The sequence below is a fragment of the Rhodopseudomonas boonkerdii genome, from assembly GCF_021184025.1.
Taxonomy (GTDB): domain Bacteria; phylum Pseudomonadota; class Alphaproteobacteria; order Rhizobiales; family Xanthobacteraceae; genus Tardiphaga; species Tardiphaga boonkerdii.
On sequence record NZ_CP036537.1, the window covers coordinates 1,069,068 to 1,093,476 of the forward strand.

The window sequence follows — 24,409 nt, forward strand, 5'->3', positions numbered from 1 at the left end:
ACTACAAATCGGAGCTCCTATGGCCAAGAAAGCAAAGAAGAAACTTGTGCGTCGTGAATACACGAAAGAAGACGAAAAAATCCTCCGCGCACATTCGAAGGCCCAGACCCCGCTCGAACAGATCGCCAAGGAAATGAAGCGCACCGGCGGTTCGCTGCGTCAGAAGGCCATCAAGCTTGGCATTCCGCTGGGGCACCGCCGCCGTAAGGCCAAGAAGGTAGCAACCGCGAAGACCGCCAAGGTCGCCGCGAAGTCCGTGAAGAAGGCGAAAGCGGCCAAGACCGGCAAGGCGAAGAAGACCAAGAAGTAAGCTTCGATCTCGAAAGCTGTGGCCTGAAGCGCTTGCGCTTCAGGCCATTTTGGAGATGACGAGGAGGGTTGGCAGATGCGACCTCTCTCTGTTTTTTTGATTTCGGCGTTGTTCGCATGTGCAGTCGCTGCACCTGCCCTGGCTGCTCCGCCGACAGTCACGCCATCGCCTGGCTATGATGCGCGTCTGGCCGAGCAGCGCCGCGTGCTTCAATCTCAGCAGCCTCGGATCATCGAAAAACCGGTCAGGCGCCGACCGGTACTCTGGCATCGTCACACGCGCTGAGTGCCCCGATGAAGTCGCCGATCCTGAGAACGCTCCTTCTGAGTTGTATCGCTGTTATCGTCACTTGCGTGCCTGTCATCGCGGCAGATTATGCCAGCCAGATCAGTGCGTTCCGGCGCGCGCACAAGCTTTCGGCCGTTACGCAGGATAGCAAGCTTGCAGCCGTCGCTCTCGGTCAGGCGCGGGCCATGGCGACAAGCGGCAAGGTCAGTCATGACGTCGGGGGATCGTTTCCGGCTCGTGTCGCCAAGTTGCGCAAGTCGAAGGCTGCCGAGAATATCGCGGCCGGATTTCTCACTTTTACGGAAACATTGAAGCAGTGGGAGGAGAGCCCGGGTCATCGTGCCAATCTGCTGATGCCTGGCGCACGCAAGGTCGGCGTGGCCTCGGTAACCAATCCGAAGTCGCCATATCGCATGTTCTGGGCGATGGTGATCTCGGACTGAGCACGCCCCTCGCGGCAGCTCGCGTCGATCAAGGAACCAGGCCTGGAGGCAGAATCAGGTGCGCTTGCTCTTGATCGGTGCGGGTGTGCCGAACAGGGCATCCTTGATGTCCTTCAGGCCTGACGACAGTTTTGACCAGCCGCAGACGAGCGGCTCTGTGGCGCAATCCGGCCCTTTGGCGGCGCGCTGCTTCGGGCGCGGACGAGGGAGTACGACCGGCGATGTATTCCTGACAACAGGTTGCGTCCCGGCATCGTCGCGAAAGTCTGCCGCGACGACGGCCTGTTGCTGAGCTTCACTTTGCTTCTTGGCGAAAGCGGCGAGGATGACATTGCGTCGTTGATTGTTGAGATAGATCGCGTATTGCTCGTCGATCATCTTCTGCTCCGCTGCCGTGGGATTGGGCCCGGCGATGTCGAAGCTGCGGTTCTGCATGAAGTCATGATAGGTGTAGCCGCCGCCGCGCTTGCGTCGCGCGGCAAACTTGCTTTCGCAATTCGATAGCGCCGATGCCTTCGCCTCACCGCTCAGTAAAGATTTTTCCACGCGTTCGGCACAATCTTCATAGTCAGCCGGCGCCGCTGTCCACCATTGCGCATGTGCGTGATCCGGCAGCGTGAAAGGTGCCGCAAGCAGGATAATTGCCGATGTCGTTGCTGTCAGGCTCGATTGCCTTGATCGGATCACGCCCGCCCCCGTGGTCGTATCTGCGGCGATTGTCACCATCGAGCGCCATTTTTCAACCGTGGTTGACGCATTGCTCCCCCTTTTTAGACACAAAGCATCCCGGCACAGTAACTGTGGTGCTCACTGTGCCTCTCATGGAGCTTTTGCACGCAGGTTATTGTGTAGTTGAGGAGTCAATCGCGAGGCGCGGGGCTTGTGGTCTCGCGTGGTCGCCGACCTGGACCGAGAACCTTCCGCAGAAAAGGCGGTCGAGACCGCCTTTCCTATTGTATCGATTATCAAGCCTTACTGGCAAAGATGTCGCTGTCCATCTTCGCCACGGATCCAGGTGCCGGGCTGGCAGACGAAGTTATTACGACGCGCATATGAGTCGCGTGCGTCGTAGCTATCCATCGGCCCGATAGTGTACCCGTTATTGTAATAGGCATAGCTATTGTCCCAGGGACGGAACGGAGCGGCCGCGATCGCGCCAGCTGTGTTCACCGCCGCGCTGGCGACACCGATCGCACCGCCAACGGCACCCGCGGCGACGTCAGCCGGCCAGAAGCCGCTGTCCGCGCGGCGTATATCGCTGCGATAGCCGCTATTTCGATAACCATGACCGTTGTCATTCATCTGCATGCTGTAATCAGGCGGCATCTTCGCGCGATGCTTGGCCTTGTCCTTGGCGAGTGCCGGTGTTGCCACCAGTCCGGCGGCCACGGCTACAGCCGTGAGGAGTTTCATGGTCTTCATGCGGGGTCTCCATCTTTTGTCATAACTCAAGACCCAACCAACGGTGATGGAGGGCGTTCCTCTTATCGGGAAACCGCTTTTCAAAGGAATGTGAGACCGAGAATCTGCAGTATATGGGCGCCAACAAGTGGTAGCGACCTGCGTTGCGCTCTGATATGGAACAGGCCGGTGGCCCTATCGGCCATTCGAGCGGTCCCGTAGCTCAGCCGGATAGAGCGGCGGTTTCCTAAACCGTAGGTCGGATGTTCGAGTCATCCCGGGATCGCCAGTCAGTTCCGGCCTATTAACCCTGCATTACGAGAAATGCCGCGCTGGCGCGGGCTTGCGATAAGACCGCGCGATGTTTCAAAGAATTGTCATCATTCTCGCCTGGTTGATGCTCCTGGCCATCGCTTTTGCGACGCTGTCACCGATTGGGCTGCGGCCACATCTGGGCGATGTCAGCGGTGAGCGGTTCTTGGCGTTCGCGGCGCTTGCCCTGTTGTTCGGGATGGCCTATCCGCGCCATTTGTGGCTGGTGGCCTTCATGGTTGGCGGTGTTGCGGTGGGTCTCGAAGTGCTCCAGCACCTGACCCCTGACCGTCACGGCCGAGTTCCCGATGCGCTTGTGAAACTGTCTGGCGGCTTCGCTGGCGCGGGGCTGGCTTACGTCCTAAGCGGGACGATGAGAAAGATGTCGTCACCGGATTGATGCTCTCCGGTGGATCCGGCAATTGAGTATCATTTCGGTAAAATAGAACCGACCATCCTTCTGCGCTATGTATGTACCGAAAATTGCACGAAAATACTTGGCAGCGGACGTGGATCGATACACCTTGAGACGGTGTAGATTCGGATATGCAACCCTTGGCCTAGAGGTCGCGCTGCACCCTTACTGCGCACTTCGGCGGGGCGAGCGGAGAATACTGCGTCGCTGGGCAACGGTCGTTGCCGATCTCGAAGGATCATGTCGATGCACCGCCGGTATCAAAGTTCGAGCATCCCGACCGAGATCATGCGCTCGGTGGTCGGAATTTCCGAAACGGGCAGCATCACCAAGGCCGCCAAGGTCCTCGGTCTCAGCCAGCCAGCTATCAGCTCGCAGATCAAGCGCATCGAACATGTGGTTGGTGGCAGCATCTTCCAGAAATCGGCGAACGGGTCCGCCGCGACCGAGCTCGGCAAGCTGGTCCTGATCCAGGCAAAGAAGATTCTCGAAGCTAACGATCAGTTGTTGATGCTGCGGGGCGGCACGCCGGACGATCTGCCGATCAGGATCGGTTTGAGCAACATCTATTCCCGGCGCATGATGGAAGTGTTCAGCAAGGCCGAGATTACGAATATCTCGATCTACGCAGACAACTCCGCCGAGATCGTAAAGTGTCTGATCGACGGTTTCATCGACATCGGTATCTATCTGAGCCTCAGCGATACACCGCCGGATCCGACGATCGAGGTCGTCGATCAGCGCGCCGATGAAGTCGCTTGGATACGTGCGAAGGATTTCACGCTAAGTCCTGGAGCGCCGATCCCGTTGCTCACTTGGCCGGGGCAGATCATGCACGAACTCATGGTGCAAGCGCTCGAGCGCAAGGGAATGATCTATCGGATCGCCTTTTCCAGTCCCGATTTTCACACCCGTATCGAAGCGGCGAAAGCCGGGATCGGACTCACGGTGTTGCCGAAGCGGCTGGTGCCATCCTCCTTGACGATCGCCAATGAGTATTATCTTCCGAAGTGTGGTACGCCGCGCATGTTGCTCTGCGCGCGCCGTGATGGCGGTGCAAGAAGCACAAAGCTGCTCGAAGCCCTGCGATCGCGCTTCAACGATATCTGATGGCTCGGTATCGGCTAAAACTGATGGAGCCATCAATTTCGATGCATGTATCGCAGACGATGCCTACATTTGAGATGATTGCCTGTCGATTGTGGTAATAGAAGTTGTATAGGTAGTCTTCACTCGCCGTTGCGAAGCTCGCATCATGACGAGATTCGCCATCAAGCGTTTGCAGGTTTTCGCGTCGTGCCGGCATGGCTCAAGTGCCGTCGAATTCGCGATGCTGCTTCCCCTGTTCCTGACGATCGTGTTTGGCATCGTCGTGTTCGGATCGTATCTCGCGATCATCCATGGCGTGCAGCAACTTGCGGCGGAAGCTGCGCGTTCGTCGGTGGCCGGCATGACCGAGACCGAGCGCAGTTCGCTTGCATCGGCTTATGTCGCCAACAACGCCACGACCTATCCGTTGATCGATCCGGCGAAGCTGACAACCGCCGCCGCAACCTCTTCCTCCAATGCGAATGTGTTTGTCGTCACAGTGAATTACGACGCTTCGAGCATGTTCATCTACACGCTGCCTTTCGTGCCGAAGCCGACCACGCTGATTACGCGTTCGGCTTCGATCCCGTATGGAGGGTTCTGATCGTGACATCGTTAATATGTCTCCTGCGCCGCTTTGCTGCCGATCAACGCGGCAATATCGCACTGATGTCCGTCGGCGGCATGATACTGGCCGTTTGCTGTGCGGCGCTCGGCATCGATATCGGCACGATCGCAGCGGATCGCCGCAAAACGCAGAGTGCGGCCGATATCGCTGCAATCGTTGCCGCCAGCAATCTGTCCAACGCCACCAATGCCGCAACATCGGCGGTGACGAAAAATAATTACCCAGCCTCGGCTCTGACCAAGGTCGAGCTCGGCACTTATACGGCGGACCCTGCCATTCCTGTCCAGAACCGCTTCGTGACGCCGGCTGTGGGTAAGGCAAATGCCGCGCGGGTCACGTTGCAGACCTCCACACCGCTGTATTTCAGCAAGTTCTTTACCGGCAGCAACGCATTTACGATCACGACACAGGCAATCGCAGCGAATACGCAGATCGCATCCTTTGCCATCGGCTCGCGTTTGGTGTCGCTGAACGGCGGGGTGCTTAACAGTGTGCTTGGCTCGCTGCTCGGTACCACGCTGTCCCTCTCGGTGATGGACTATCAGGCGCTCCTTAATGCACGCATCGACGCATTTGATTTCCTGTCGGCACTGGCGACACGCATTGGCTTGACTGCGGCCACCTATGAAACGGTGCTGAGCGCCAATGTTAAGGTCGGCGACATCCTGGCAGCGGCGCTCAACGCACAGCAGTCCACGAACGGCGCCAGCACGGCCACAACCGCGCTCTCGACGATCTCGCAGGCTGCGATCTCCTCCACCGCCAAGCTTACACCGCTGTCGCTGATCGACGCGGGGCCGTATTCCGATCTCAAGACAGGAACCAAACCGAAGATCGGTGTCAGCATTTCGCTCTATGATCTGCTGCAGGCCACAGCCGGCATCGCCAATGGCTCCAGTCAGGTAAATACGGGCGTCAATATCAACCTGCCGGGAATCGCCAGCGTCCAGCTGATCGTAACGATTGGCGAGCGGCCGCAGGGGTCCAGCTGGGTCGCTGTCGGAGCCCAAGGGATCAGTGTGCATACAGCGCAGACCCGTGTGCTGCTGCAGGTCAAACTCGTCGGCACAGGCGCCGCCTCGGTGGTCAATCTGCCGGTTTATGTGGAAGTTGCTTCCGGTACGGCGACGCTCAACAAGGTGAGTTGCGGCTACCCCGATATCAGCACGTCCACCGTTACGCTGGGGGTGACACCTGGCGTTCTTGACGCTTGGATCGGCAATGTTTCTGCAGCCGACCTGCAGAATGTGACGACGAAGCCGAATCCCGGTCCGGCCACGCTGGTCGATCTTGGTTTGATCACGGTCACCGGAAAGGCCCATGCCGGCGTAGGGAATACGACGCCTGTCAATGTCGACTTCAGCTATGCCGATATTACGTCGCAGACCAAAAAGACCGTCACGTCCACGAATTTCACGTCGTCGCTGATTGGCAGCCTGCTCGGCGATCTCAATCTTTCCGTGACTGTCATTGGTCTTGGCATTCCAATTCCAGGTCTGGGCGCGCTGGTTGGCGGCATCCTCGGCGCAGCCACCGGAGCGCTCGATCAGTTGCTGTCGAGCGTGCTCTCCAGTCTCGGCGTCGGTCTAGGACAGGCCGATGTCTGGGTTACCGGCATCCGCTGTGACGGTGCCGTGCTGGTGAACTGATGTGTGTATGCGTGAACAATGGCTGAAATTTCAAGACTGAAAGGGAAGGACCCATGCCTTACGAGACCTCGATGAACCGCCCGAACGTCAACCGCAAGCGCTCCGTGGTGGTTTCGAAGAAGCGCACCAGCGTCAGCCTGGAGGATAGTTTCTGGGCCAGCCTGCAGGCAATTGTGAAGATGGAGAACACGACGATCGAAAACTACATCGAAAAGATCGAGCGCAAGCGCGAAACGCCGAATCTGTCGTCGAACCTGCGCATTGCCGTGCTGGAATACTATCAGCAGCTGGCTGCGCGCAGCATGGTTGCCGGCATGCCGGAAGGCTCTGCGCCAAGCGTCGTGCCGAAGCAGGGCGAACGTCAGGGGCAGCTGGCCGAGAAAGTCGCCGCGTACTGGAGCCGTATTGGCAATGACAAGCAGCTGGCCGATTAGGCCAGCTGTCACGACCCGACTTTATAAAATTTAAGGAAGCAACGCGCGGTGCTGCGTGCGTTGGATCCATATCCTTTCAGTTAATGGCTTTCAAGCCACGGAGCAACTCATGTTCACTCGGCGCAGCAAATTGGAATTGCAGAATGCGTTGGAGAAGGCAGTCGCCATCAATCGCTCTCAAGCACTGATCGAGTTTAATCCCGACGGAACGATCATCACCGCCAACGAAAACTTTCTTGCCGCGATGGGCTACACGCTCGATGAAATCAAGGGCAAGCATCACAGTCTGTTTGTCGATCCGGCGACACGTGAAAGCGCCGCTTATCGGGAGTTCTGGGGTAACCTTAACAGGGGCCAGTTTCAGGCTGCCCAGTACAAGCGAATCGCCAAGGGAGGACGGGAAGTATGGATCGAAGCAAGCTACAACCCGATCCTGGATCGCGGTGGCAGGCCATACAAGGTGGTCAAATTTGCCACTGACATCACGGCGAGCAAGCTCGCAAGCCTCGATGCCCAGGGCAAGATCGCGGCGATCGATCGCGCCCAGGCGATGATCGAGTTCAATCTCGACGGCACGATCATTACGGCCAATGAGAACTTTCTGACCGCCGTCGGCTATGGTCTTTCGGAGATACAAGGACGGCATCACAGCATGTTTGTAGAGCCGCAGGAACGCGACGGAAATGCTTATCGCGATTTCTGGGCTCGGCTGGCTCGCGGGGAATATCAGGCGGCGGAGTATAAGCGCATCGGCAAGGGTGGCAGGGAAATCTGGATTCTCGCCTCTTACAATCCGATTTTCAACGAGCTTGGAAAGCCCTTCAAGGTGGTGAAATTCGCGACCGACGTCACTCAGCAGAAGTTGCGGGCGGCGGACAGCGACGGGCAGATGGAAGCGATCCGCAAATCGCAGGCGGTGATCGAATTCCGCATGGACGGCAACATCATCACCGCGAACCAGAATTTTCTGAATACGCTCGGCTATTCGCTCGACGAGATCCGCGATCGTCATCACAGCATGTTTGTCGATCCTGCCGAGCGCGCGTCTGCGGCTTATGGCGAATTCTGGGCCAGCCTCAATCGTGGCATCTATCAGGCGGCCGAATACAAGCGGCTGGGTAAAGGTGGGCGCGAGATCTGGATTCAGGCCTCCTACAATCCGATCCTCGATCTCAACGGCAAGCCGTTTAAAGTGGTGAAATATGCTACCGATATTACGGCCCAGGCGACGGCACGGATGAAGGCCGAGCGTGCACGGTCGCTGATCGAATCCGTGGCCGCCGGCAGTGAGGAGATGAATGCCTCGATCCGGGAAATTTCCGAGACCATGGTGAAGTCGCGGCAGACGGCGGAAGCCGCTGTGAGCCAGGTCGAATCGGCCGATGTCCAGGCACAACGTCTCACATCGGCGGCACATGCCATGGGCGGCATTGTCGGGCTGATCGGCGATATCACCGGCCAGATCAATCTGCTGGCGCTGAATGCCACGATCGAATCGGCGCGTGCCGGCGAGGCGGGCCGCGGTTTTGCCGTGGTGGCATCGGAGGTGAAGAATCTCGCCAACCAGGCCAAGCAGGCCACCGACAAGATTTCCAGCGAGATCGAGGCGCTCAACGGCATTTCCGGAGACGTCGTCAGCGCGTTGGTGACGATCAAGCAGGCCATCGAACACGTCAACGAGTTTGTCACCTCGACCGCCGCTGCGGTGGAGGAGCAGAGCACGGTGACGTCGGACATGTCGGACAATATGCAGCGCGCGGCTGCAGAACTGGCATAGCGATCGGCTTCAGGTCATCTTTGCATCATCCGCGACCATGCTAGTGTCGCGGACGATGGTTCCTTTCAATGCAGCCACGCGGACGACAATCGAGGCCCGCGTCGGCGAATTCACCCGCCTCGAGGTCAACGCGACGTCAACGCAGACGCTCAAGCGAGCAGCTGTGGCGCTGGTGCTTGCCCGCGCCGACGAAGAAGTATCCGCCGGTCTGTTGCTGACATTGCGGGCCTCCAGTCTCCGCGCGCACAGCAATCAATGGGCGCTGCCGGGCGGGCGTTGCGATCCCGGCGAGACGCCAGCCGAAACGGCGTTGCGCGAGCTCGACGAGGAACTAGGCCTGCGGCTCGGCGCCGATGACGTGATCGGGATGCTGGATGATTATCCGACACGATCCGGATACCTGATCACGCCGGTGGTGATGTGGGCGGATGATAGCCGGCGGCTGGTTCCCAATCCGGACGAGGTCGCCTCCGTGCACCGGATCGCGCTCACGGAATTGCTGCGTCCACAAGCGTTCGATTTTATCAGCATTCCCGAGAGCGAGCGCCGCGTGATCCGCTACAGCCATTTCGGCCATCGCATTCATGCGCCGACCGCGGCATTGATCTATCAGTTCAGTGAGCTGCTGGCCGGGCGCATCACAAGGGTCGCGGAACTGGAACAACCCGTTTTCGCCTGGAAGTGAGACAACCGGTCGCGAAATCGGGGTTGGCTGGCAAGACAAAATTCACCAAACTGCTCCAACGTCGGTCGGACAGGAACACCGCGGCCCGGCGCATGTTGCGCGGCGCCCCGACCATTTTCAGTGCGCTTTGCGCGCGAACGCGACAGGTCTCATGTCCCATTCGATTCGCATATTCTCCGTTGCCCTTCCGCTCGCAGTGTTGCTCGGCACGTCGGTGCTCGCATCGGAACCCTCGGCCCTTCCGCCGTCGGTCGCCAATGCCATGGCGCAAGGTGCATCGCCTCAGGCCATCGCTGAATATCGCCGCAAGCTGGCCGAATACCAGGAAGCGCGTGCCGCTTTCGATCAGGAAGCGAGTGCCTATTGGAATGCGATCGCCGACAAGCGGAAGACCCGCTTTGCCAAGCGCCGCGCGGGTCAGGCGGTCACGCTCAATGACTATGTGCTGGAGCAGGCGCCGCTCTATGACGGCCCGAAGCGGCCGGTGAATCCGGAGCCCGAGGATGATGGCGGTCCGCGCGTGCGCAAGGATCTGCCCGTTGTGGCTGACTTCCTGAATGCGGCGCGATCGGAATTCCAGTTCGCGCCGTCGCGCCCGAGCAGCGAAATGGAATTCAAGCGTGCCTATGCGCGTGCAGCGTTGCAGGCCGGCCTGACGCGCGAGCAGGCGGTGCGCGTCTATTCGTTCGAAACCGGTGGCAACGGCGGTCACGACATGCAGTCGGGGCTCAATCCGTCGAAGCCGGGTTCACGCGCGATCTCGACGGCGATCGGCTACAATCAGCTCCTGACGGCGAATACGACGACATTGATCGCCGAGAAGGGTCCGCAGATCCTGAAGGTTCTCACCGACAAGGCAGCGATGCTTCAGGGGCCGCAACGCAAGGCGATGGACCACAAGATCGCGGTGTTCAAGCGCATGTATGCAGTGGTTCGCAGCGGGCCGCAGGGCTGGAGCGCGCTCGAGAAGCTCGGCACCACGCCGCAGGGCTGGGCGATGCATGCGCTGGTTCTGGACATGGATGTCGGGCCGCTATTGCAGGTCCACAAACTGCTCACTTCGGTGCAGTTCGCCCGCGCGCGAGGTTTCGAGCGTCCGCTCTCTGCCGCCGAACTCGAGATGATGAATCTCACCGGTGATGGCAACGGCTTCGATATGGTGACCATGCCGCAAGCAATGCGCGAGCAGGTGCCGACGGCGAACTTCTTCCAGCGTGGCGGCTATGAGCGCAATCCGGTGGCGATCCGCCACAACACCGTGGCGAAGCTGCTGGCCATCACCAACAATCGGATGGACGTGAACAGCAATCTGCCAGGCGCCAAAGAATTGGCCGCGGCCTTCGGATCGGCCACGGCCAGCAATGAGATCAGATAGCGTCGCGTCTGAACGCGATGCGATGAAGAGCCGGCTACGAGTTGCCGGGATTGAAGTCTTCGCCGACGGCGGCCGGCGCAGCAGCCGCGTCCGGACGCGGACCGTGCGGACGACGGCGACGACGCGGCGGAAAGCGCTGTTCGCCATTTCCGTTGCCATTGTTGCCGTTCTGCTCGAACGGCGCGCCATTGGCAGGCTGCGGAGCACCGCCGGTGATGAAAGAGGGCAGGCCGATATTCTCGCCGGCCGGTGCGGCCGGCTGCGGCTGATATTGCGGCTGCGGCTGGCGCGCATCGCGGGGATAGGGCTGCTCGCCGCGCTGCTGATAATTTTCGCGCGGCTGCTGCTGTTCACGCTGCTGCGGCACAAAACCCGGTTCGGCGCCGAAATTCGAAAAGCTCTCGCTATCGTCGTCGCCATCCTCGAGCTGCACATCGCTGCTGTTGTCGGCGCGCTGTTGCTGCTGAGGCTGATTCTGGCGGAATTGCTCTTGCGCCGCGGCGATCAGGCGGAAGTAGTGTTCGGCGTGCTGATAGTAGTTTTCGGCCGCGACCGGATCGCCCGACGAACGTGCGTCCCGGGCGAGTTGCAGATATTTCTCGCCGATGTGAGAGGCTGTGCCGCGGATCTTGATATCGGGGCCGTTCGATTCGTAGACCCGGGTCATCGGGTTCTGGCCGCGCCGATTGTTATTGTTGTTGTTATTATTGTTGCGGTTGTTGTTCCGCATCCGCTTGTTGTTCTGACCGTTTCTCATGTGTCGCTTTCGTTACTGAGATTTGTCACAGAGCTACTGACTGAGTGCTACTTACTGAGTGGCTACGCGCTGAAATTCATGGCCGCGGCAGCAATCCGCGGGAGCCGGACGAGCCTCTTCCAGGCGTGCATCCGAATCGTCGTGCAGGTCATCGCTGCATCGATCTTGCCCAAAGTCGCGTTCAGCAAAGACGCGTTCCCCAATCGCCGGCCGATCTCATCAAACCGGCCAAGTCAGACTCCTGCCAAATTCGGGCACATGTCCCGGCGCGGCTTTTGTCCGTGAAATTCAAAGCGCAATAATCAGGCTTTCGTTCGCTCTGCGGTCGTGAGCTGCGCAGCACTTTCAGCCATCGCGCTCAGCCAGACCTGCCTGTGGAACCTGTTTTCGGACGGGTTCTCTTGCGAGATTACGGGCCACCCACCAATACCTTCGGGCGAACCATCCCTGTTCCGATGCTGTGCCCGGAACGTAGTCGCTCGCGGGGGATATTCCAAGCGGTTTTTTTCGATTTAAGAAGGCTTTATCGCGGCTTTTTTTGCCCAATAACCGCCCGCCGGACGCCCCCAAGATCGGCTTTGGGAGGGCAGGGCAAAGTCAGGCCGGCCGCGGTCATCAATCCGGCGACTGTCTCGCTTTGATCATGTCCCACCTCGACGACCAGCGTGCCGCCCGGACAGAGCAGGTGCGCGGCTTCGGGCACGATGATGCGATAGGCATCGAAGCCGTCGCTGCCGCCATCGAGCGCGCGCAACGGATCATGATCGCGGACCTCGATGTCGAGGCTGGCGATGTCGGCGGACGGAATATAAGGCGGATTCGACACGATCAGGTCTAAGCCATCGGCTAGCGCCGAGGCATAGTCGCAGGCGACGAAATACGCGCGATGCGCAAGGCCGCTTCGCTCTGCGTTGCCACGCGCGGTGCGCAGCGCGGCGAGATTGATGTCGGTGGCGACGCCCGTCGCATTGGGCAACTCGGAGAGCAGCGCCAGCAGGATCGCACCCGAACCCGTGCCGAGATCGGCGATGCACAATGCGCGCGCGCGAGGACCGGCCAGATCGAGACATTCGAGCGCCGCTTCGACAACGGTCTCGGTATCCGGGCGTGGCACCAGCGTGTCTGCCGAAAGCGCCAGCTGCAGCCCCCAGAATTCCTTGATGCCGACGATGCGTGCAACCGGCTCGCCGGCAAGACGCCGGCGGGCGAATTGCGCAAGCTGTGCGGCTTCGTCGGAGCTGAGGAAGCGTTTTGCGGCTGAGATAAGACCGGTCAGATCGAGGCCCAGGACGGCGCCGACCAGCAGCCGGGCATCGAGGTCGGGTGTTTCGACATGGCCGGCACGGAGCAAATTCGTGAGCGAACGCCGCGCGGATTCGACGCTTTGAGCGGCGAAGCTGTCGATGGCGATCACGCGGCATCGCCCTGAGCTGCAAGCTGCGCGGCCTGATGCTCGGTGATCAATGCGTCGATCAGCTCGCCCAGCGCCTCGCCGGCGATCACCTGCGGCAGCTTGTAGAGCGTCAGGTTGATGCGGTGGTCGGTCACGCGGCCCTGCGGAAAATTGTAGGTGCGGATGCGCTCGGAGCGGTCACCGCTGCCGACCTTTTCCTTGCGGTCTGCGGAGCGCGCTGCATCGAGGCGCTGCTGCTCGGCGTCATAGATGCGCGAGCGCAGAATGTTCATGGCGGAGGCGCGGTTCTTATGCTGCGAGCGGCTGTCCTGCATCATGACGACGATGCCGGTGGGGATATGCGTAATACGGATCGCCGACTCGGTCTTGTTGACATGCTGGCCGCCTGCGCCGCCTGCACGCATGGTTTCGATGCGGAGATCGTCATTCTTGATCTCGACGTCGACTTCCTCGACTTCCGGCAATACGGCGACGGTAGCCGCCGAGGTATGAATACGGCCCTGCGTTTCGGTATCCGGCACGCGTTGTACACGATGCACGCCAGACTCGAATTTCAGCTTGGCGAAAGCGCCGCGACCCTTCACCTCGGCGATGATTTCCTTGAAGCCGCCGACGGTGCCTTCGGACGCCGAGATCACCTCGACCTTCCAACCCTGCAGCGCGGCGAAACGCTCATACATGCGGTAGAGATCGCCGGCAAACAATGATGCCTCGTCGCCGCCGGTGCCGGCACGGATTTCCAGCATCACGTTACGGTCGTCCATTGCATCCTTCGGCAACAGCGCCACGCGGATTTCCTGAGCGAGAGTCTCGATGCGTTCTTCCAGCGCCGGGCGCTCCATCTCCGCCATTTCGCGCATGTCGGCATCGGTCGTGCCATCAGCGATCATCGCGTCGATGTCTTTCAACTCGCTCACGGCGGAACGATAGGTCTTTACCGCGTCGATCAGCGGATTGAGTTCGGACAACTCGCGCGTGGTCTTCACATAGTCCTCGGCGGAGAGCTGACCGAGTACCGCGGCCTCAAGCGAGGCGTGATGAGCGAGGAGAACGTCGAGTTTGGCTTCGGGAAGTGCAGACATATGGGAATCTCGGAAACGCAGATGAACGGGGAGACGTCGTTGGGGCTGAGCCTCGCTACAACGACAGCCCCTCTGCTTCGGCAAACTCGGTCAGCTTCTGCCGGATCGAGACGCTGCCCGACGGTGCATCGAGCAGTTGGGTCATCAAAGTCTCGGCCTTCTTGGCATCGAGGTCGAGGATGAGCGCCTTCACCGGACCATGCGCGGTCGCCGATAGCGATAGCGAGCGATAGCCGAGTGCGACCAGCGCCAGCGCGCCGATAGGCTGTGACGCCATTTCGCCGCACAGCGAGACATGACGCTTGGCGGCGTCGCCCTTACGGACGATGTCCCGCAATACGCGCAGGATCGGCGCTGACAAGGTATCGAAGCGATCGGAAACCTTGGAGTTGCCGCGATCGACCGCGAACAGGAACTGGAACAGATCGTTGGAGCCGACTGATACGAAATCGACCTTCTTCAGCAGTTCGTCGAGCTGATAGACGAGCGCGGGCACCTCGATCATGGTGCCGACATCGATACGCTCCGGGAGCGCATGGCCATGCTGACGCAGATAGGTCAGCTCACGCTCGACGATCGCCTTGGCCTGATCGAATTCGGCGACTTCCGAAATCATCGGGAACATGATGCGCAGTGCGCGACCGCCGCCGGCACGCAGTAGCGCGCGAATCTGGCCGCGCAGCAGGCCTGGACGATCCAGGCCGAGGCGAATCGCGCGCCACCCAAGCGCCGGGTTCTCCTCGACCACGGTCTCCATATAAGGCAGCGCTTTGTCGCCGCCGATATCGAGGGTTCGGAACGTCACCGGCTTTGGACCGGCAGCGTCGAGCACGGCGCGATAAAGCTGCAGCTGATCGCTCGAGCGGGGCAGGCTTTCGCCGACCATGAACTGCAGTTCGGTACGAAATAGGCCGATGCCTGCCGAGCCGGTATCGTCGATATGCGGCAGGTCGATGATCAGGCCGGCATTGATCAGAAGATCGACCTTCACGCCGTCTTTGGTCACGCAGGGCTTGTCGCGCAGCGCCGAATATTGCGCCTGCCGCCGCGCGCGGAAGCGGACGCGTTCGGCATAGGCAGATTCGATTTCCTGCGACGGGCGGATATAGATCGAGCCCGAGGTGCCATCGACGATGATGGCGTCGCCGGGGTCGGCAATGCCGGGCGCATTGGCGACTTCGCCGAGCGCGGGAATGCCGAGCGCGCGCGCCACGATAGAGACATGGGAATTTGCCGTGCCTTCTTCCAGCACGAGGCCGCGCAGTTTCTTGCGATCGTAATCGAGCAGCGCCGCGGGGCCCATCGCACGCGCGATCAGGATCGCGTTGTCCGGCATCTGCTCGCGCGATGGTGCGTGATCCTGTCCGACAAGCTGGCGCATCAGGCGATGGCCGAGATCCTCGAGATCGTGCAGGCGATCGCGCAGGTAAGGATCGGTCGAACGCAACATGCGCGCGCGCGTGTCCGACTGCACGCGTTCGACGGCGGCTTCGGCCGTGAGACCGGTCGCAACCGCCTCGTGCAGCTTGTGCGACCAGCCGTGATCGTTGGCGAACATGCGATAGGCTTCGAGCACGTCGCGATGCTCGCCGCTCTCGGCGACATCGCCGCGCTCCAGCATGCGGTCGAGATCGGCGCGCAGTTTTGTGAGCGCCGCATCCAGCCGCTTGACTTCCTTCGGCAGGTCTTCGGCGATGTAATTGGTGATGACCACGCGCGGCTCGTGCAGCACGACGTGGCCGAGCGCGATGCCGTCGGAGAGGATCGCGCCGGTCTTGTGGATCGAATGCCGCGCGGCCGGTTCTGCGCCGGGCTGCGCGAGGGCCGAGAGTTCGCCCGAGGCGATCATTTCCGCCAGCACCATGGCGGTGGTCTGCAGCGCCTCGACCTCTTCCTCGACATAAGTGCGTTTGGCGCGGTTCTGCACCACCAGTACGCCGAGCGTATTGCCGGCGCGCAGAATCGGCACGCCGAGGAAGGAATGGTAGATTTCTTCGCCAGTCTCCGGGCGGAAGGCGAAGGCCGGGTGGCTTTGCGCGTCGTTGAGGTTCAGCGGCGTCGCTTCGGAGGCCACGAGGCCAACGAGGCCTTCATGCGCATTCAGCACCGTGCGGTGCACGGCTTCGCGGTTGAGGCCTTCGGTGGCGTAGAGTTCGAGAGTGTTGTCGACACGCAGCACATAGGTGGAGCAGACCTCGGCCACCATATTGGCGGCGATCAGCACCACGATCTTGTCGAGACGTTCCTGAGCGCTGACCTGCTCCGCCATGACTTCACGGAGCCGTCTCAGCAAGACTCGGGGGCCGCCCGACGCGCTCCGCATGTGCCCACACCTCCCATGTGACCAACGCCCCGGGGGAAACGTGCGCTGGCGCTAAGCCTCAGAAATCGATGGCATTTGCACGGTCGCGCAAATGGGGCGCGACCGTGGGAACCGAATCAGATTGTCCGAAACGGCGCCCTCAACCGATACGGCTGCCCTACCAGGGCCGTATACCGAATTGAGGCTTGTTTTGCCAAGCAAAACGCCTGCCAGACCAGAAACATCCCGTTCAAATCGTAATAACGGATGTTTCAGGTCAAATTTTCTACGCCTTGTCGAGACCGTACAGCGTATGCAGCGTGCGTACCGCCAGCTCCGTATAGGCGGCATCGATCAGCACCGAAAATTTGATCTCCGAGGTGGTGATCGCGCGGATGTTGATCTGCTTCTCGGACAGGGCCGCGAAGGCCTGGGCGGCCACGCCGGCGTGGCTGCGCATGCCCGAACCGATCACCGAGACCTTGGCGACGTCGGTGGCGCTGTCGATCCGGGCGAAGCCGATCTTGGCCTTGGCCGCTGAAATGGTCTCCTTGGCGCGGGCGTAGTCGGTGGCCGGCACGGTGAAGGTGAGGTCAGTGGTCTTGCCGTCCTCGGAGACGTTCTGGACGATCATGTCCACATTGATGTTGGCATCGGCCAGCGGCACGAAGATCGAGGCGGCAACGCCCGGCTTGTCTTCGATCTGGCGCACGGAAATCTGGGCCTCGTCCTTGGAAAAGGCGATTCCGGTGACGACGTGGTTTTCCATGATTTCCTCCTCGCTGCAGATCAGCGTGCCCGGCGGCGTGCCGTGCGGGTCGATATCTTCGGGTTTGTCAAAGCTGGAGCGGACAAAGATCGGCATGTTGTAGACCATGCCCAGCTCCACGGAGCGGACCTGCAGCACCTTGGCGCCCTGCGAGGCCAGTTCCAGCATTTCTTCGAAGGCCACCTTGTCCATGCGGTGCGCCTTGGGCACGACGCGCGGGTCAGTGGTGTAGACGCCATCGACGTCCGTATAGATGTCGCAGCGGTCCGCCTTGATGGCGGCGGCGACGGCCACGGCCGACGTATCCGAGCCGCCGCGGCCGAGCGTGGTGATGCGGCCGGTTTCGGCATGGATGCCCTGGAAGCCGGCGATGACGGCGACTTCCTTGCGTTCGGCGAAGCGCTTGATGATCTCTTCGCCGTTGATTTCCTCGATGCGCGCCGAGGCATGGGCGTCCGAGGTCTTGATCGGGATCTGCCAGCCCTGCCAGGAGCGCGCCTGGATGCCGATGGCCTGCAGCGCGATGGCCAGCAGGCCCGACGTCACCTGCTCGCCGGAGGCGACGATGGCGTCGTATTCGCGGGCGTCATGCATGGGCGAGGTTTCGGTGCACCAGGCCACCAGCTCGTTGGTCTTGCCCGACATCGCCGACACGACGACCGCAACCTCGTGACCGGCATCGACCTCGCGTTTGACGTGCTGCGCGACGTTGCGGATGCGATCGATATTGGCGACGGATGTACCGCCGAACTTCATTACGAGACGGCCCATGACGAGTGGTGCATTCCCTGGCGACAGTGGGTAAAGATACCGCGCCCGCGACGCGGGCGGGTGAAAAGGCGCGTATACATAGCGACGGGTGTGCGGGCAAGCAACCCGGCCCGAAACTGCTTGGAAAGCCCCGAGACAGGAAGTTTGGACGGCGTATGGGACGCTATATCGACGATATCCTGCAGCCGGGCGAGAAGGTGCTGTATTCCAGCAACCTGCACTGGGTCGTCTACTGGAAGGGCATTCTCGGCTGGATCGCCGCCGTCGTCCTGTTCGTGGCGTCCGGGCAGACGCTGAACCCGACCCTGACGGCTGCCGGTCTGATTGCATCCGGCGTCGTGGCGGTGATCGCGCTGTATTTCACGGTGCTGGCCTGGTTCCGCCGCTGGACCACCGAGACCGATGTGACGACGCTTCGGGTGGTCCATAAGGAAGGTTTCATCACCCGCCGGACCTTCGAGATCGGTATCGACAAGGTCGCCAGCGTCAGCGTGGATCAAAGCATCCCCGGCCGCATTCTGAACTATGGCAATGTCACCCTCGAGAACATGGGTGACGACGAGCAGAAGATCGAAACGATCGCCTCGCCGCTCGCGTTCCGAAGCCACATCACCGCACGATAGATTTTGATCATGACCACAGACTCCACTTTCGCCGATGCCTCCGCCGCCTCCGTCGATGCAGCCGAGATCGAGAAGTTTTCAAAACTTTCCGAGCAATGGTGGGATTCGCGCGGAAAAATGGCGCCGCTGCACAAGATCAATCCGCTGCGGCTGTCCTTCATCCGCGACGCGGCCTGTCGGAAGTTCAATCGCAATGCCCGCAGTCTGAACTGCCTCGACGGTCTGCGCCTGCTCGATATCGGTTGCGGCGCCGGCCTTCTGTGCGAGCCGTTCACGCGGCTCGGCGCCGATGTCACCGGCATCGATCCGTCGGCCACCAATATCGCCGCCGCAAAACTGCATGCGGAGAAGGGTGCGCTGTCGATCGACTATCGCTGCACCACGGTTGAAGAGCTCGATCCGAACGAGCGCTTCGACATCGTGCTGGCGATGGAAGTGGTCGAGCATGTCGTCGATGTCGGCGCCTTCCTCGAGCGTTGCGCGGCGAAGATGAAGCCCGGCGGATTGATGGTGGTTTCCACCCTGAACCGCAACTGGCGCAGTTTTGCGCTCGGCATCGTCGCGGCCGAATATGTGTTGCGCTGGCTGCCGCGCGGCACCCATCAGTGGGAGAAGTTCGTCACGCCCGATGAGCTTGCGCAGCATCTGGAGCGGAGCAAGCTCGGGATCACCGAACAGGCAGGCGTGAGCTACAATCCGATCGCCGATCGATGGTCGATCTCATCCGATATGGGCGTGAATTATATGGTGGTGGCGGAAGAGGTTTGACAGTCTCTCCTCCCTCCCCGCTGCGCCGCTGCGCGGCTTGAGGGAGGGAGCACGACGCGCGGCGCGTCACTTCCTATTCGAATGTCAAACAGCCACGTCCTTCCCGAGATCATGAGTCCTCATTCTCGCGGCGCTTGCGCGTCCGAGGTGTGAGCAGGTCTCCCCTCGAAGACATGAGGGGAGGCGGCACGCCGCAAGGCGCGTGGGGGTGGGACTGACGCGATCGGTTTGCACTGGATCGCCAGTGCTGGCCGGCCGCGCAACGCCTGACGGCGTGCCACCGCGGGACTTTTGGCTGGAGGACCGCTCTGTCGCACACCGGCACGTCCCTTACTCCTTGCCGCAGCAAGTTTCCGAGCCGCTGATCCCGACGGATTTCTCCGCCGTTCGCCTGTGCCGTCGCAGCCGACCTATCGGTTCCCCCTCGTATTGGGGAGGGACGGTGACCCCCGGCCTCCCGAGTCCTGCTTGCGAGGCAGGCCGCGGGCTCCGCATCCTGTCCCGCTCAAAGAACGCCTCATGAGAGCGCCCCCCGCGAACAAGACGGCAGCGATAATGGACGGGATGGGAATTTTGTCAAGAACAAAATAGGAACGACGTTTGCCGTCATTCCGGGGACAGGCGGCGGGGCGGAGCCCGGAATCTCCACGTGAGTGCCCGTGGCAGGAGCCAAGCCAGTATCGAGGTTCCGGGTTCGCTCGCTGACGCGAGCGCCCCGGAGTGACCTTATGGGACTTATGGGAGCGCGCCCAAGCGTTGGCGGGCAATTCGGCTCATCCGCCCTCCGGTTGGACGGATCTAGGCCTCTCCGGAACCAATGCCTGCGTCAGATTGTTGCAGCGCATTGGACTGTCCACGCGTTGTCACGGGTTTCATATGGCCTCCTCCCAAGGTGCCACGGTTTCCGAGCTCGAAAATCGCGACCATCCCGAGCCGCGCAACGATGCCGCGCCGAAACCCGATCCGCGCGACAAGACCGATCAGCGCGATCGTCGAACTCACGACGACGGCGACAAGGCCGAAGCCAGGCCGTCGCTGCGCGAACGCCTGCGCCAGCACCGGGTGCTGACGGCGATCGGTCTCGTCGCGCTGGTGGTCTGCATCGCGTTCGGCATCGTCTACTGGCTCAATGCACGGCATTACGAGACCACCGATGACGCATTCATCGATGCGCGCAGTTTCTCCGTCGCCGCCAAGGTCGGCGGCTATGTCACCGATGTCGATGTGACCGACAACCAGCATGTCGAGGCCGGCGCCGTGCTGGCGCAAATCGATACGCGCGACTATGTCGCCGCGCGCGATCAGGCGCAGGCACAGGTCGAACAGGCGCAGGCCAATATCAAGAATGTCGAGGCGCAGATCTTCAGCCAGGACGCGCAAGTGCAGCAGGCGCGCGATCAGGCCGATCAGGCGGCCGCGCAACTGCAATTCGCCGAGCAGGAAGCGGCGCGGGCGCAGGAGCTGGTGCAGAAGGGCGCCGGCACCGTGCAGCAACAGCAGCGCACCAAGTCCGATCTCCAGGCCTCGCAGGCGAATGACAGCCGCGCCAAGGCAGGCGTCATTTCGGCCGAGCGGCAGATCGATGTCCTCAAGGCGCAGCAGAAAAGCGCTGAAGCCGGTCTCGCACAGGCCAGGGCGCAGCTCGCGCAGGCCGAACTCAATCTGAGCTACACGAAGATCACCGCGGCGCAGGCCGGCCGCGTGGTCAAACTGTCCGGCGCCAAGGGCACGCTGGTGAATGCGGGCCAGAGCCTGATGATGTTCGTGCCTGACGATATCTGGGTCACCGCCAACTACAAGGAAACCCAGGTCACCGACATGCGGCCGGGTCAGCCTGCCGAGATTCGCATCGATGCCTATCCCGATCACAAGATCACCGGCAAGGTCGCATCGGTGCAACCGGGCTCGGGCACGGTGTTCAGCCTGCTGCCGGCAGAGAACGCCACCGGCAATTACGTCAAGGTGGTGCAACGCGTGCCGGTGAAGATCGTCGTCGATCGCTGGCCGACCGACGTGACCATCGGGCCGGGCATGTCGGTGGTGCCGAAGGTTCGGGTGCGATGAGCGACACCACCGCCGATGCAGGCGGATGGTCGCCGGAGCGCTCGGCGGCGGGTGGGCACAATCCGTATCTGATCGCGGTCGTGGTTTCGATCGCCACCTTCATGGAGGTGCTCGACACCACCATCGCCAATGTCGCGCTCCGCCATATCGCCGGCGGACTGGCGGTTGGCATCGACGAAAGCACCTATGTCATCACCAGCTATCTCGTCGCCAACGCCATCGTGCTGGCGATCTCCGGCTGGCTTGCCACGGTGATCGGCCGCAAGCGTTTCTATATGATCTGTGTCGCCGTCTTCACGCTGGCGTCGTTGCTGTGCGGCTTCGCCTGGAGCCTGGAATCGCTGGTGCTGTTCCGCATCCTGCAGGGGCTTGGCGGCGGCGGCATGGCCACATCAGAGCAGGCGATCCTCGCCGATTCGTTTCCGCCGCAGAAGCGCGGGCAGGCTTTTGCCATCTATGGCGTCGCCGTCGTCGTCGCGCCCGTGGTCGGTCCGACGCTCGGCGGATGGATCACCGACACCTATTCCTGGCACTGGGTCTTCCTCATCAACGTGCCGATGGGCCTGATCTCGCTGTGTCTGGTCGGCACGCTGGTGAGCGAGCCTTCCGGCGCCGAGGCCGAGCGCAAGGCGCTGCTGAACAAAGGCCTGCGCGTCGACATCACCGGCTTCGCACTGGTGGCGATCGGGCTCGGTTCGCTCGAATTCGTGCTCGACGAGGGCCAGCGGAAGGACTGGTTCGGCTCGACCATGATCACAAGCTTCGCTGTCATCGCCGCGGTCAGCCTGCTGGCGCTGATCCCGTGGGAACTGACGCGCAAGGAGCCCATCGTCGATCTGCGCCTGCTCGGCCGCCGCCAGTTCGGCGCCTGTTTTCTCGTGATGCTCGGCACCGGTGCGGTGCTGATCTCGACCACGCAGATGATGCCGCAAATGCTGCAAGCCGATTTCGGGTACACCGCGTTGCTTGCCGGCCTCGCGCTGTCACCCGGCGGTATCGCGACCCTGTGCATGATGCCGATCGTCGGCCGCCTGATTGGCGTCGTGCAGCCGAAATATCTGCTGGTGTTCGGCGCGACGGTGGTGTCGCTGTCGATGTGGCATCTCACGGGATTGAACGGCAACATCACCTATGGCTACGCCGCCTTCGCGCGCATCTTGCTCGCCATCGGCCTGCCGTTCCTGTTTCTGCCGGTGACGACCGCCTCCTATGACGGCATCCCGCCGGACAAGACCAATCAGGCTTCGGCGCTGATCAATGTCGCCCGCAATATCGGCGGCTCGATGGGCGTGGCGCTGGCGCAGACCATGCTGGCGCAGCGGCAGCAGTTTCACCAGTCGCGGTTGATCGAGCAGGCGGCTCCGCCTGATATCGGTTATCAGCGCACCCTCGATCAGGTGACGCGCTACTTTCTCGATCACGGCTCCAGCCAGTCCGATGCGTCGAGCCGCGCCATCGGCTGGATCGGCCAGACGATTCAGCGTCAGGTCGATCTGCTCGCCTATATCGACGTGTTCTGGTGTCTCGCCATCGTCGGCATGATCATGATCCCGATCGCGCTGACGATCAAATCGATGGATCTGTCCGCGCCGCCGAGGGGGCACTAGACTGGTCGGGGTGCCCGGCGGCGGCGATGGATCGCAATGACGATGACCACCAGCGGGATCGCAAGTGCGATCCATGACAGCCCCCACCACACGCCGCCTTCGCCGAGCAGTGCGGAGGCGAGGCCGAGACAGGTGAGGGCGGCCAGAACGAGCGGCCATTGCCAGATCCTGGCTGCGTTGTTGCCGGTCATTCGGCGGCCTCCCGGGGCAGAGCCGGATGCGCGGCCCTGTTGCTGGCCACGAGTTCACTGTCGGCTTCCGGCACCCGCGCCGACGATTTGCGCGACAGCCAGAGATACAGACCGCTGCCCAGCACCACGATGGTGACGAGGTCTAGCAGAGCCCAGATGATCTTCAGCGGCATCCCGCCGTAATCGCCGAAATGCAGCGGCCGCGACACCTGCAGGGCGCGGAGATACCAAGGCATTTCGATGCTGCGATCGAACGCACCGGTGCGGGCATCGACAAGCGCAGGGGTGAAGAGGCGTGACGTCAGTGCCGTGCGCCCCTTGGTCCAGACCAGATAATGATAGGGCGAGCCGAAGGCGGCGCCCGGGAACATGATGCTCATGGGCGTCATGCCGGGGAGGTTCTTCTGCACGGTGTCGAATGCCGCCTGCGGCGAGCTCAATTCCGACGTTGACGGCACCGGCTTGCCGCGCAGCGGCTCCAGCATGGCCTTCACATCGGTCTGCTGCCAGAGCGAGAACAGCGGCGTCGACAGTTCGTTGATGACGCCGGTGACGCCGACCACGAGCAGCCAGGCGAGCGTCACCACACCGAGCACATTGTGCAGATCCAGCCATTTGATGCGCCGCGAACGATCGGCGCGGACGGTGGCGAAATCCAGTTTCCGCATGAACGGGCCATACACGACGATGCCCGAAACAACTGCAATCACGAACAGCACCGCCATGAAACCCATGAACAGATCGCCGGGCAGGCCGGCGAACAGGTCGCGGTGCAGGCGCAGCATCAGTTCGGTGAAGCCGATGCCGTCGGCATTGTAGGGCTTGGTCTGCTTCAGCACCTGGCCGGTATGGGCATCGAAGCGAATCCAGTGCGAAGACTTGCGGTTCTCGATATAGGTCGCCCAGCTCGGCGCCATGGTGACGACGATCTTGGGTTCGTCGTCATCGATGAAGGTGAACAGCACGATCTCGCCCGGATACATCTTCAGGCTGGTGTCGATCACCGTATCGGCGCTGACCCGCGGCGTGCCTGACGGGACAGAAGCATAGGGCAGGCCGTTATCAAGAAGATCGTCGATCTCGTCGTGGAACACCAGCGGCAGGCCGGTGAGGCAGATCAGCAGCAGAAATGCGGTGCAGACGAGGCTGGTCCATTTGTGGACCCAGAACCATTTTCGCAATGCCGAGCGTGTCATCGCCGTTTCCCCGATTGCAGCAGCCGCGGCAGTTACCTGCCGCGGCTGCTTTCCGAATT

The 24,409-nt window shown here is 61.4% G+C and carries 23 protein-coding genes and 1 tRNA gene; 15 read left to right on the top strand and 9 right to left on the bottom strand.

The genetic code is table 11. The annotated features are described in order from the left end of the window. Positions 1–19 precede the first annotated feature (19 nt). Both E0H22_RS04945 and E0H22_RS04950 read left to right on the top strand, forming a co-directional pair. On the top strand, positions 20–310 hold the full coding sequence (locus E0H22_RS04945) for a hypothetical protein (protein WP_233024539.1): 291 nt from the start codon (positions 20–22) through the stop codon (positions 308–310). A gap of 293 nt (positions 311–603) precedes the next feature. Next, positions 604–1,041 (top strand): CAP domain-containing protein, encoded by a 438-nt coding sequence (locus E0H22_RS04950; RefSeq protein ID WP_233024540.1) that lies wholly within the window; start codon positions 604–606, stop codon positions 1,039–1,041. Positions 1,042–1,095: 54 nt separating this feature from the next. On the opposite strand, the gene E0H22_RS04955 is transcribed toward E0H22_RS04950, so the two are convergent. Both E0H22_RS04955 and E0H22_RS04960 read right to left on the bottom strand, forming a co-directional pair. Then, entirely contained in the window at positions 1,096–1,767 is a 672-nt protein-coding gene (locus tag E0H22_RS04955; protein ID WP_233024541.1) for a hypothetical protein, read from the bottom strand. A 246-nt stretch (positions 1,768–2,013) separates the two neighbouring features. Then, positions 2,014–2,463 (bottom strand): hypothetical protein, encoded by a 450-nt coding sequence (locus tag E0H22_RS04960; RefSeq protein WP_233024542.1) that lies wholly within the window; start codon positions 2,461–2,463, stop codon positions 2,014–2,016. Positions 2,464–2,654: 191 nt separating this feature from the next. Between E0H22_RS04960 and E0H22_RS04965 the strand changes: the two genes are divergently transcribed. The 9 genes from E0H22_RS04965 to E0H22_RS05005 all read left to right on the top strand — a co-directional run bounded on the left by E0H22_RS04965 (position 2,655) and on the right by E0H22_RS05005 (position 10,806). After that, positions 2,655–2,731 (top strand) — tRNA-Arg (locus E0H22_RS04965). 72 nt (positions 2,732–2,803) lie between these two features. Further along, positions 2,804–3,154, top strand: a complete 351-nt coding sequence (locus tag E0H22_RS04970) for a VanZ family protein (RefSeq protein ID WP_233024543.1) — start codon at positions 2,804–2,806, stop codon at positions 3,152–3,154. Between the two features lie 261 nt (positions 3,155–3,415). Then, the gene (locus E0H22_RS04975) at positions 3,416–4,279 is read left to right on the top strand and encodes a LysR family transcriptional regulator (protein WP_233024544.1); all 864 of its coding nucleotides are present in this window, start codon (positions 3,416–3,418) and stop codon (positions 4,277–4,279) included. Between the two features lie 145 nt (positions 4,280–4,424). Continuing rightward, positions 4,425–4,862 carry a TadE/TadG family type IV pilus assembly protein gene (locus E0H22_RS04980; protein WP_233024545.1) on the top strand — a complete coding sequence of 146 codons (438 nt, stop codon included), beginning with the start codon at positions 4,425–4,427 and terminating at the stop codon, positions 4,860–4,862. Positions 4,863–4,864: 2 nt separating this feature from the next. Beyond that, positions 4,865–6,535: a TadG family pilus assembly protein gene (locus tag E0H22_RS04985; RefSeq protein WP_233024546.1), complete on the top strand. Its 1,671-nt coding sequence runs from the start codon at positions 4,865–4,867 to the stop codon at positions 6,533–6,535. Positions 6,536–6,588: 53 nt separating this feature from the next. Beyond that, positions 6,589–6,969, top strand: coding sequence for a ribbon-helix-helix domain-containing protein (locus tag E0H22_RS04990; protein ID WP_233024547.1), 381 nt, complete (start codon positions 6,589–6,591; stop codon positions 6,967–6,969). Positions 6,970–7,078: 109 nt separating this feature from the next. Continuing rightward, positions 7,079–8,746 carry a methyl-accepting chemotaxis protein gene (locus tag E0H22_RS04995; RefSeq protein WP_233024548.1) on the top strand — a complete coding sequence of 556 codons (1,668 nt, stop codon included), beginning with the start codon at positions 7,079–7,081 and terminating at the stop codon, positions 8,744–8,746. Between the two features lie 55 nt (positions 8,747–8,801). After that, on the top strand, positions 8,802–9,431 hold the full coding sequence (locus E0H22_RS05000) for an NUDIX hydrolase (protein WP_233024549.1): 630 nt from the start codon (positions 8,802–8,804) through the stop codon (positions 9,429–9,431). 151 nt (positions 9,432–9,582) lie between these two features. Continuing rightward, the gene (locus E0H22_RS05005; protein WP_233024550.1) at positions 9,583–10,806 is read left to right on the top strand and encodes a hypothetical protein; all 1,224 of its coding nucleotides are present in this window, start codon (positions 9,583–9,585) and stop codon (positions 10,804–10,806) included. A 34-nt stretch (positions 10,807–10,840) separates the two neighbouring features. Here E0H22_RS05005 and E0H22_RS05010 read toward each other — a convergent pair whose 3' ends face one another. From E0H22_RS05010 to E0H22_RS05030, 5 genes are all read right to left on the bottom strand, one after another. Then, positions 10,841–11,563, bottom strand: a complete 723-nt coding sequence (locus E0H22_RS05010) for a DUF4167 domain-containing protein (protein ID WP_233024551.1) — start codon at positions 11,561–11,563, stop codon at positions 10,841–10,843. 523 nt (positions 11,564–12,086) lie between these two features. Next, positions 12,087–12,977: a peptide chain release factor N(5)-glutamine methyltransferase gene (gene prmC, locus E0H22_RS05015; protein ID WP_233024552.1), complete on the bottom strand. Its 891-nt coding sequence runs from the start codon at positions 12,975–12,977 to the stop codon at positions 12,087–12,089. Then, a complete protein-coding gene (gene prfA / locus E0H22_RS05020; RefSeq protein ID WP_233024553.1) occupies positions 12,974–14,059 on the bottom strand; it encodes a peptide chain release factor 1 in 1,086 nt (361 codons plus the stop codon). The genes prmC and prfA overlap by 4 nt, the downstream gene beginning before the upstream one ends. 55 nt (positions 14,060–14,114) lie before the next feature. Further along, on the bottom strand, positions 14,115–16,382 hold the full coding sequence (gene ptsP / locus E0H22_RS05025) for a phosphoenolpyruvate--protein phosphotransferase (protein ID WP_233024554.1): 2,268 nt from the start codon (positions 16,380–16,382) through the stop codon (positions 14,115–14,117). Between the two features lie 265 nt (positions 16,383–16,647). Beyond that, positions 16,648–17,901: an aspartate kinase gene (locus E0H22_RS05030; RefSeq protein WP_233024555.1), complete on the bottom strand. Its 1,254-nt coding sequence runs from the start codon at positions 17,899–17,901 to the stop codon at positions 16,648–16,650. Between the two features lie 155 nt (positions 17,902–18,056). Here E0H22_RS05030 and E0H22_RS05035 point away from each other — a divergent pair, with 155 nt between their 5' ends. From E0H22_RS05035 to E0H22_RS05050, 4 genes are all read left to right on the top strand, one after another. Further along, positions 18,057–18,524 (top strand): PH domain-containing protein, encoded by a 468-nt coding sequence (locus E0H22_RS05035; RefSeq protein WP_233024556.1) that lies wholly within the window; start codon positions 18,057–18,059, stop codon positions 18,522–18,524. A gap of 9 nt (positions 18,525–18,533) precedes the next feature. Next, entirely contained in the window at positions 18,534–19,292 is a 759-nt protein-coding gene (gene ubiG / locus E0H22_RS05040) for a bifunctional 2-polyprenyl-6-hydroxyphenol methylase/3-demethylubiquinol 3-O-methyltransferase UbiG (RefSeq protein ID WP_233024557.1), read from the top strand. An 876-nt stretch (positions 19,293–20,168) separates the two neighbouring features. Next, the gene (locus E0H22_RS05045; RefSeq protein ID WP_233024558.1) at positions 20,169–21,356 is read left to right on the top strand and encodes an HlyD family secretion protein; all 1,188 of its coding nucleotides are present in this window, start codon (positions 20,169–20,171) and stop codon (positions 21,354–21,356) included. Next, the gene (locus tag E0H22_RS05050) at positions 21,353–22,963 is read left to right on the top strand and encodes a DHA2 family efflux MFS transporter permease subunit (RefSeq protein ID WP_233024559.1); all 1,611 of its coding nucleotides are present in this window, start codon (positions 21,353–21,355) and stop codon (positions 22,961–22,963) included. The genes E0H22_RS05045 and E0H22_RS05050 overlap by 4 nt, the downstream gene beginning before the upstream one ends. Here the strand turns inward: E0H22_RS05050 and E0H22_RS05055 are convergent. Beyond that, complete coding sequence (locus E0H22_RS05055; RefSeq protein ID WP_233024560.1) at positions 22,960–23,154, bottom strand: hypothetical protein; 195 nt, start codon at positions 23,152–23,154, stop codon at positions 22,960–22,962. The two genes, E0H22_RS05050 and E0H22_RS05055, sit on opposite strands and share 4 nt — an antisense overlap. Further along, complete coding sequence (locus E0H22_RS05060; protein ID WP_233024561.1) at positions 23,151–24,350, bottom strand: PepSY-associated TM helix domain-containing protein; 1,200 nt, start codon at positions 24,348–24,350, stop codon at positions 23,151–23,153. Before E0H22_RS05060 ends, E0H22_RS05055 begins: the two co-directional genes overlap by 4 nt. Positions 24,351–24,409 lie beyond the last annotated feature (59 nt).

Bases quoted from the DNA above. Each gene is read 5' to 3' on its own strand.
- E0H22_RS04945 (WP_233024539.1), top strand. From the start codon at position 20: ATGGCCAAGAAAGCAAAGAAGAAACTTGTGCGTCGTGAATACACGAAA.
- E0H22_RS05035 (WP_233024556.1), top strand. From the start codon at position 18,057: ATGGGACGCTATATCGACGATATCCTGCAGCCGGGCGAGAAGGTGCTG.
- E0H22_RS04990 (WP_233024547.1), top strand. From the start codon at position 6,589: ATGCCTTACGAGACCTCGATGAACCGCCCGAACGTCAACCGCAAGCGC.
- E0H22_RS04970 (WP_233024543.1), top strand. From the start codon at position 2,804: ATGTTTCAAAGAATTGTCATCATTCTCGCCTGGTTGATGCTCCTGGCC.
- E0H22_RS05055 (WP_233024560.1), bottom strand. From the start codon at position 23,154: ATGACCGGCAACAACGCAGCCAGGATCTGGCAATGGCCGCTCGTTCTG.
- E0H22_RS04950 (WP_233024540.1), top strand. From the start codon at position 604: ATGAAGTCGCCGATCCTGAGAACGCTCCTTCTGAGTTGTATCGCTGTT.
- E0H22_RS05060 (WP_233024561.1), bottom strand. From the start codon at position 24,350: ATGACACGCTCGGCATTGCGAAAATGGTTCTGGGTCCACAAATGGACC.
- ubiG (WP_233024557.1), top strand. From the start codon at position 18,534: ATGACCACAGACTCCACTTTCGCCGATGCCTCCGCCGCCTCCGTCGAT.
- E0H22_RS05010 (WP_233024551.1), bottom strand. From the start codon at position 11,563: ATGAGAAACGGTCAGAACAACAAGCGGATGCGGAACAACAACCGCAAC.
- prfA (WP_233024553.1), bottom strand. From the start codon at position 14,059: ATGTCTGCACTTCCCGAAGCCAAACTCGACGTTCTCCTCGCTCATCAC.
- E0H22_RS05050 (WP_233024559.1), top strand. From the start codon at position 21,353: ATGAGCGACACCACCGCCGATGCAGGCGGATGGTCGCCGGAGCGCTCG.
- E0H22_RS05030 (WP_233024555.1), bottom strand. From the start codon at position 17,901: ATGGGCCGTCTCGTAATGAAGTTCGGCGGTACATCCGTCGCCAATATC.
- E0H22_RS05005 (WP_233024550.1), top strand. From the start codon at position 9,583: ATGTCCCATTCGATTCGCATATTCTCCGTTGCCCTTCCGCTCGCAGTG.
- E0H22_RS04980 (WP_233024545.1), top strand. From the start codon at position 4,425: ATGACGAGATTCGCCATCAAGCGTTTGCAGGTTTTCGCGTCGTGCCGG.
- E0H22_RS04955 (WP_233024541.1), bottom strand. From the start codon at position 1,767: ATGGTGACAATCGCCGCAGATACGACCACGGGGGCGGGCGTGATCCGA.
- E0H22_RS05045 (WP_233024558.1), top strand. From the start codon at position 20,169: ATGGCCTCCTCCCAAGGTGCCACGGTTTCCGAGCTCGAAAATCGCGAC.
- ptsP (WP_233024554.1), bottom strand. From the start codon at position 16,382: ATGCGGAGCGCGTCGGGCGGCCCCCGAGTCTTGCTGAGACGGCTCCGT.
- E0H22_RS04975 (WP_233024544.1), top strand. From the start codon at position 3,416: ATGCACCGCCGGTATCAAAGTTCGAGCATCCCGACCGAGATCATGCGC.
- E0H22_RS05000 (WP_233024549.1), top strand. From the start codon at position 8,802: ATGGTTCCTTTCAATGCAGCCACGCGGACGACAATCGAGGCCCGCGTC.
- E0H22_RS04960 (WP_233024542.1), bottom strand. From the start codon at position 2,463: ATGAAGACCATGAAACTCCTCACGGCTGTAGCCGTGGCCGCCGGACTG.
- E0H22_RS04995 (WP_233024548.1), top strand. From the start codon at position 7,079: ATGTTCACTCGGCGCAGCAAATTGGAATTGCAGAATGCGTTGGAGAAG.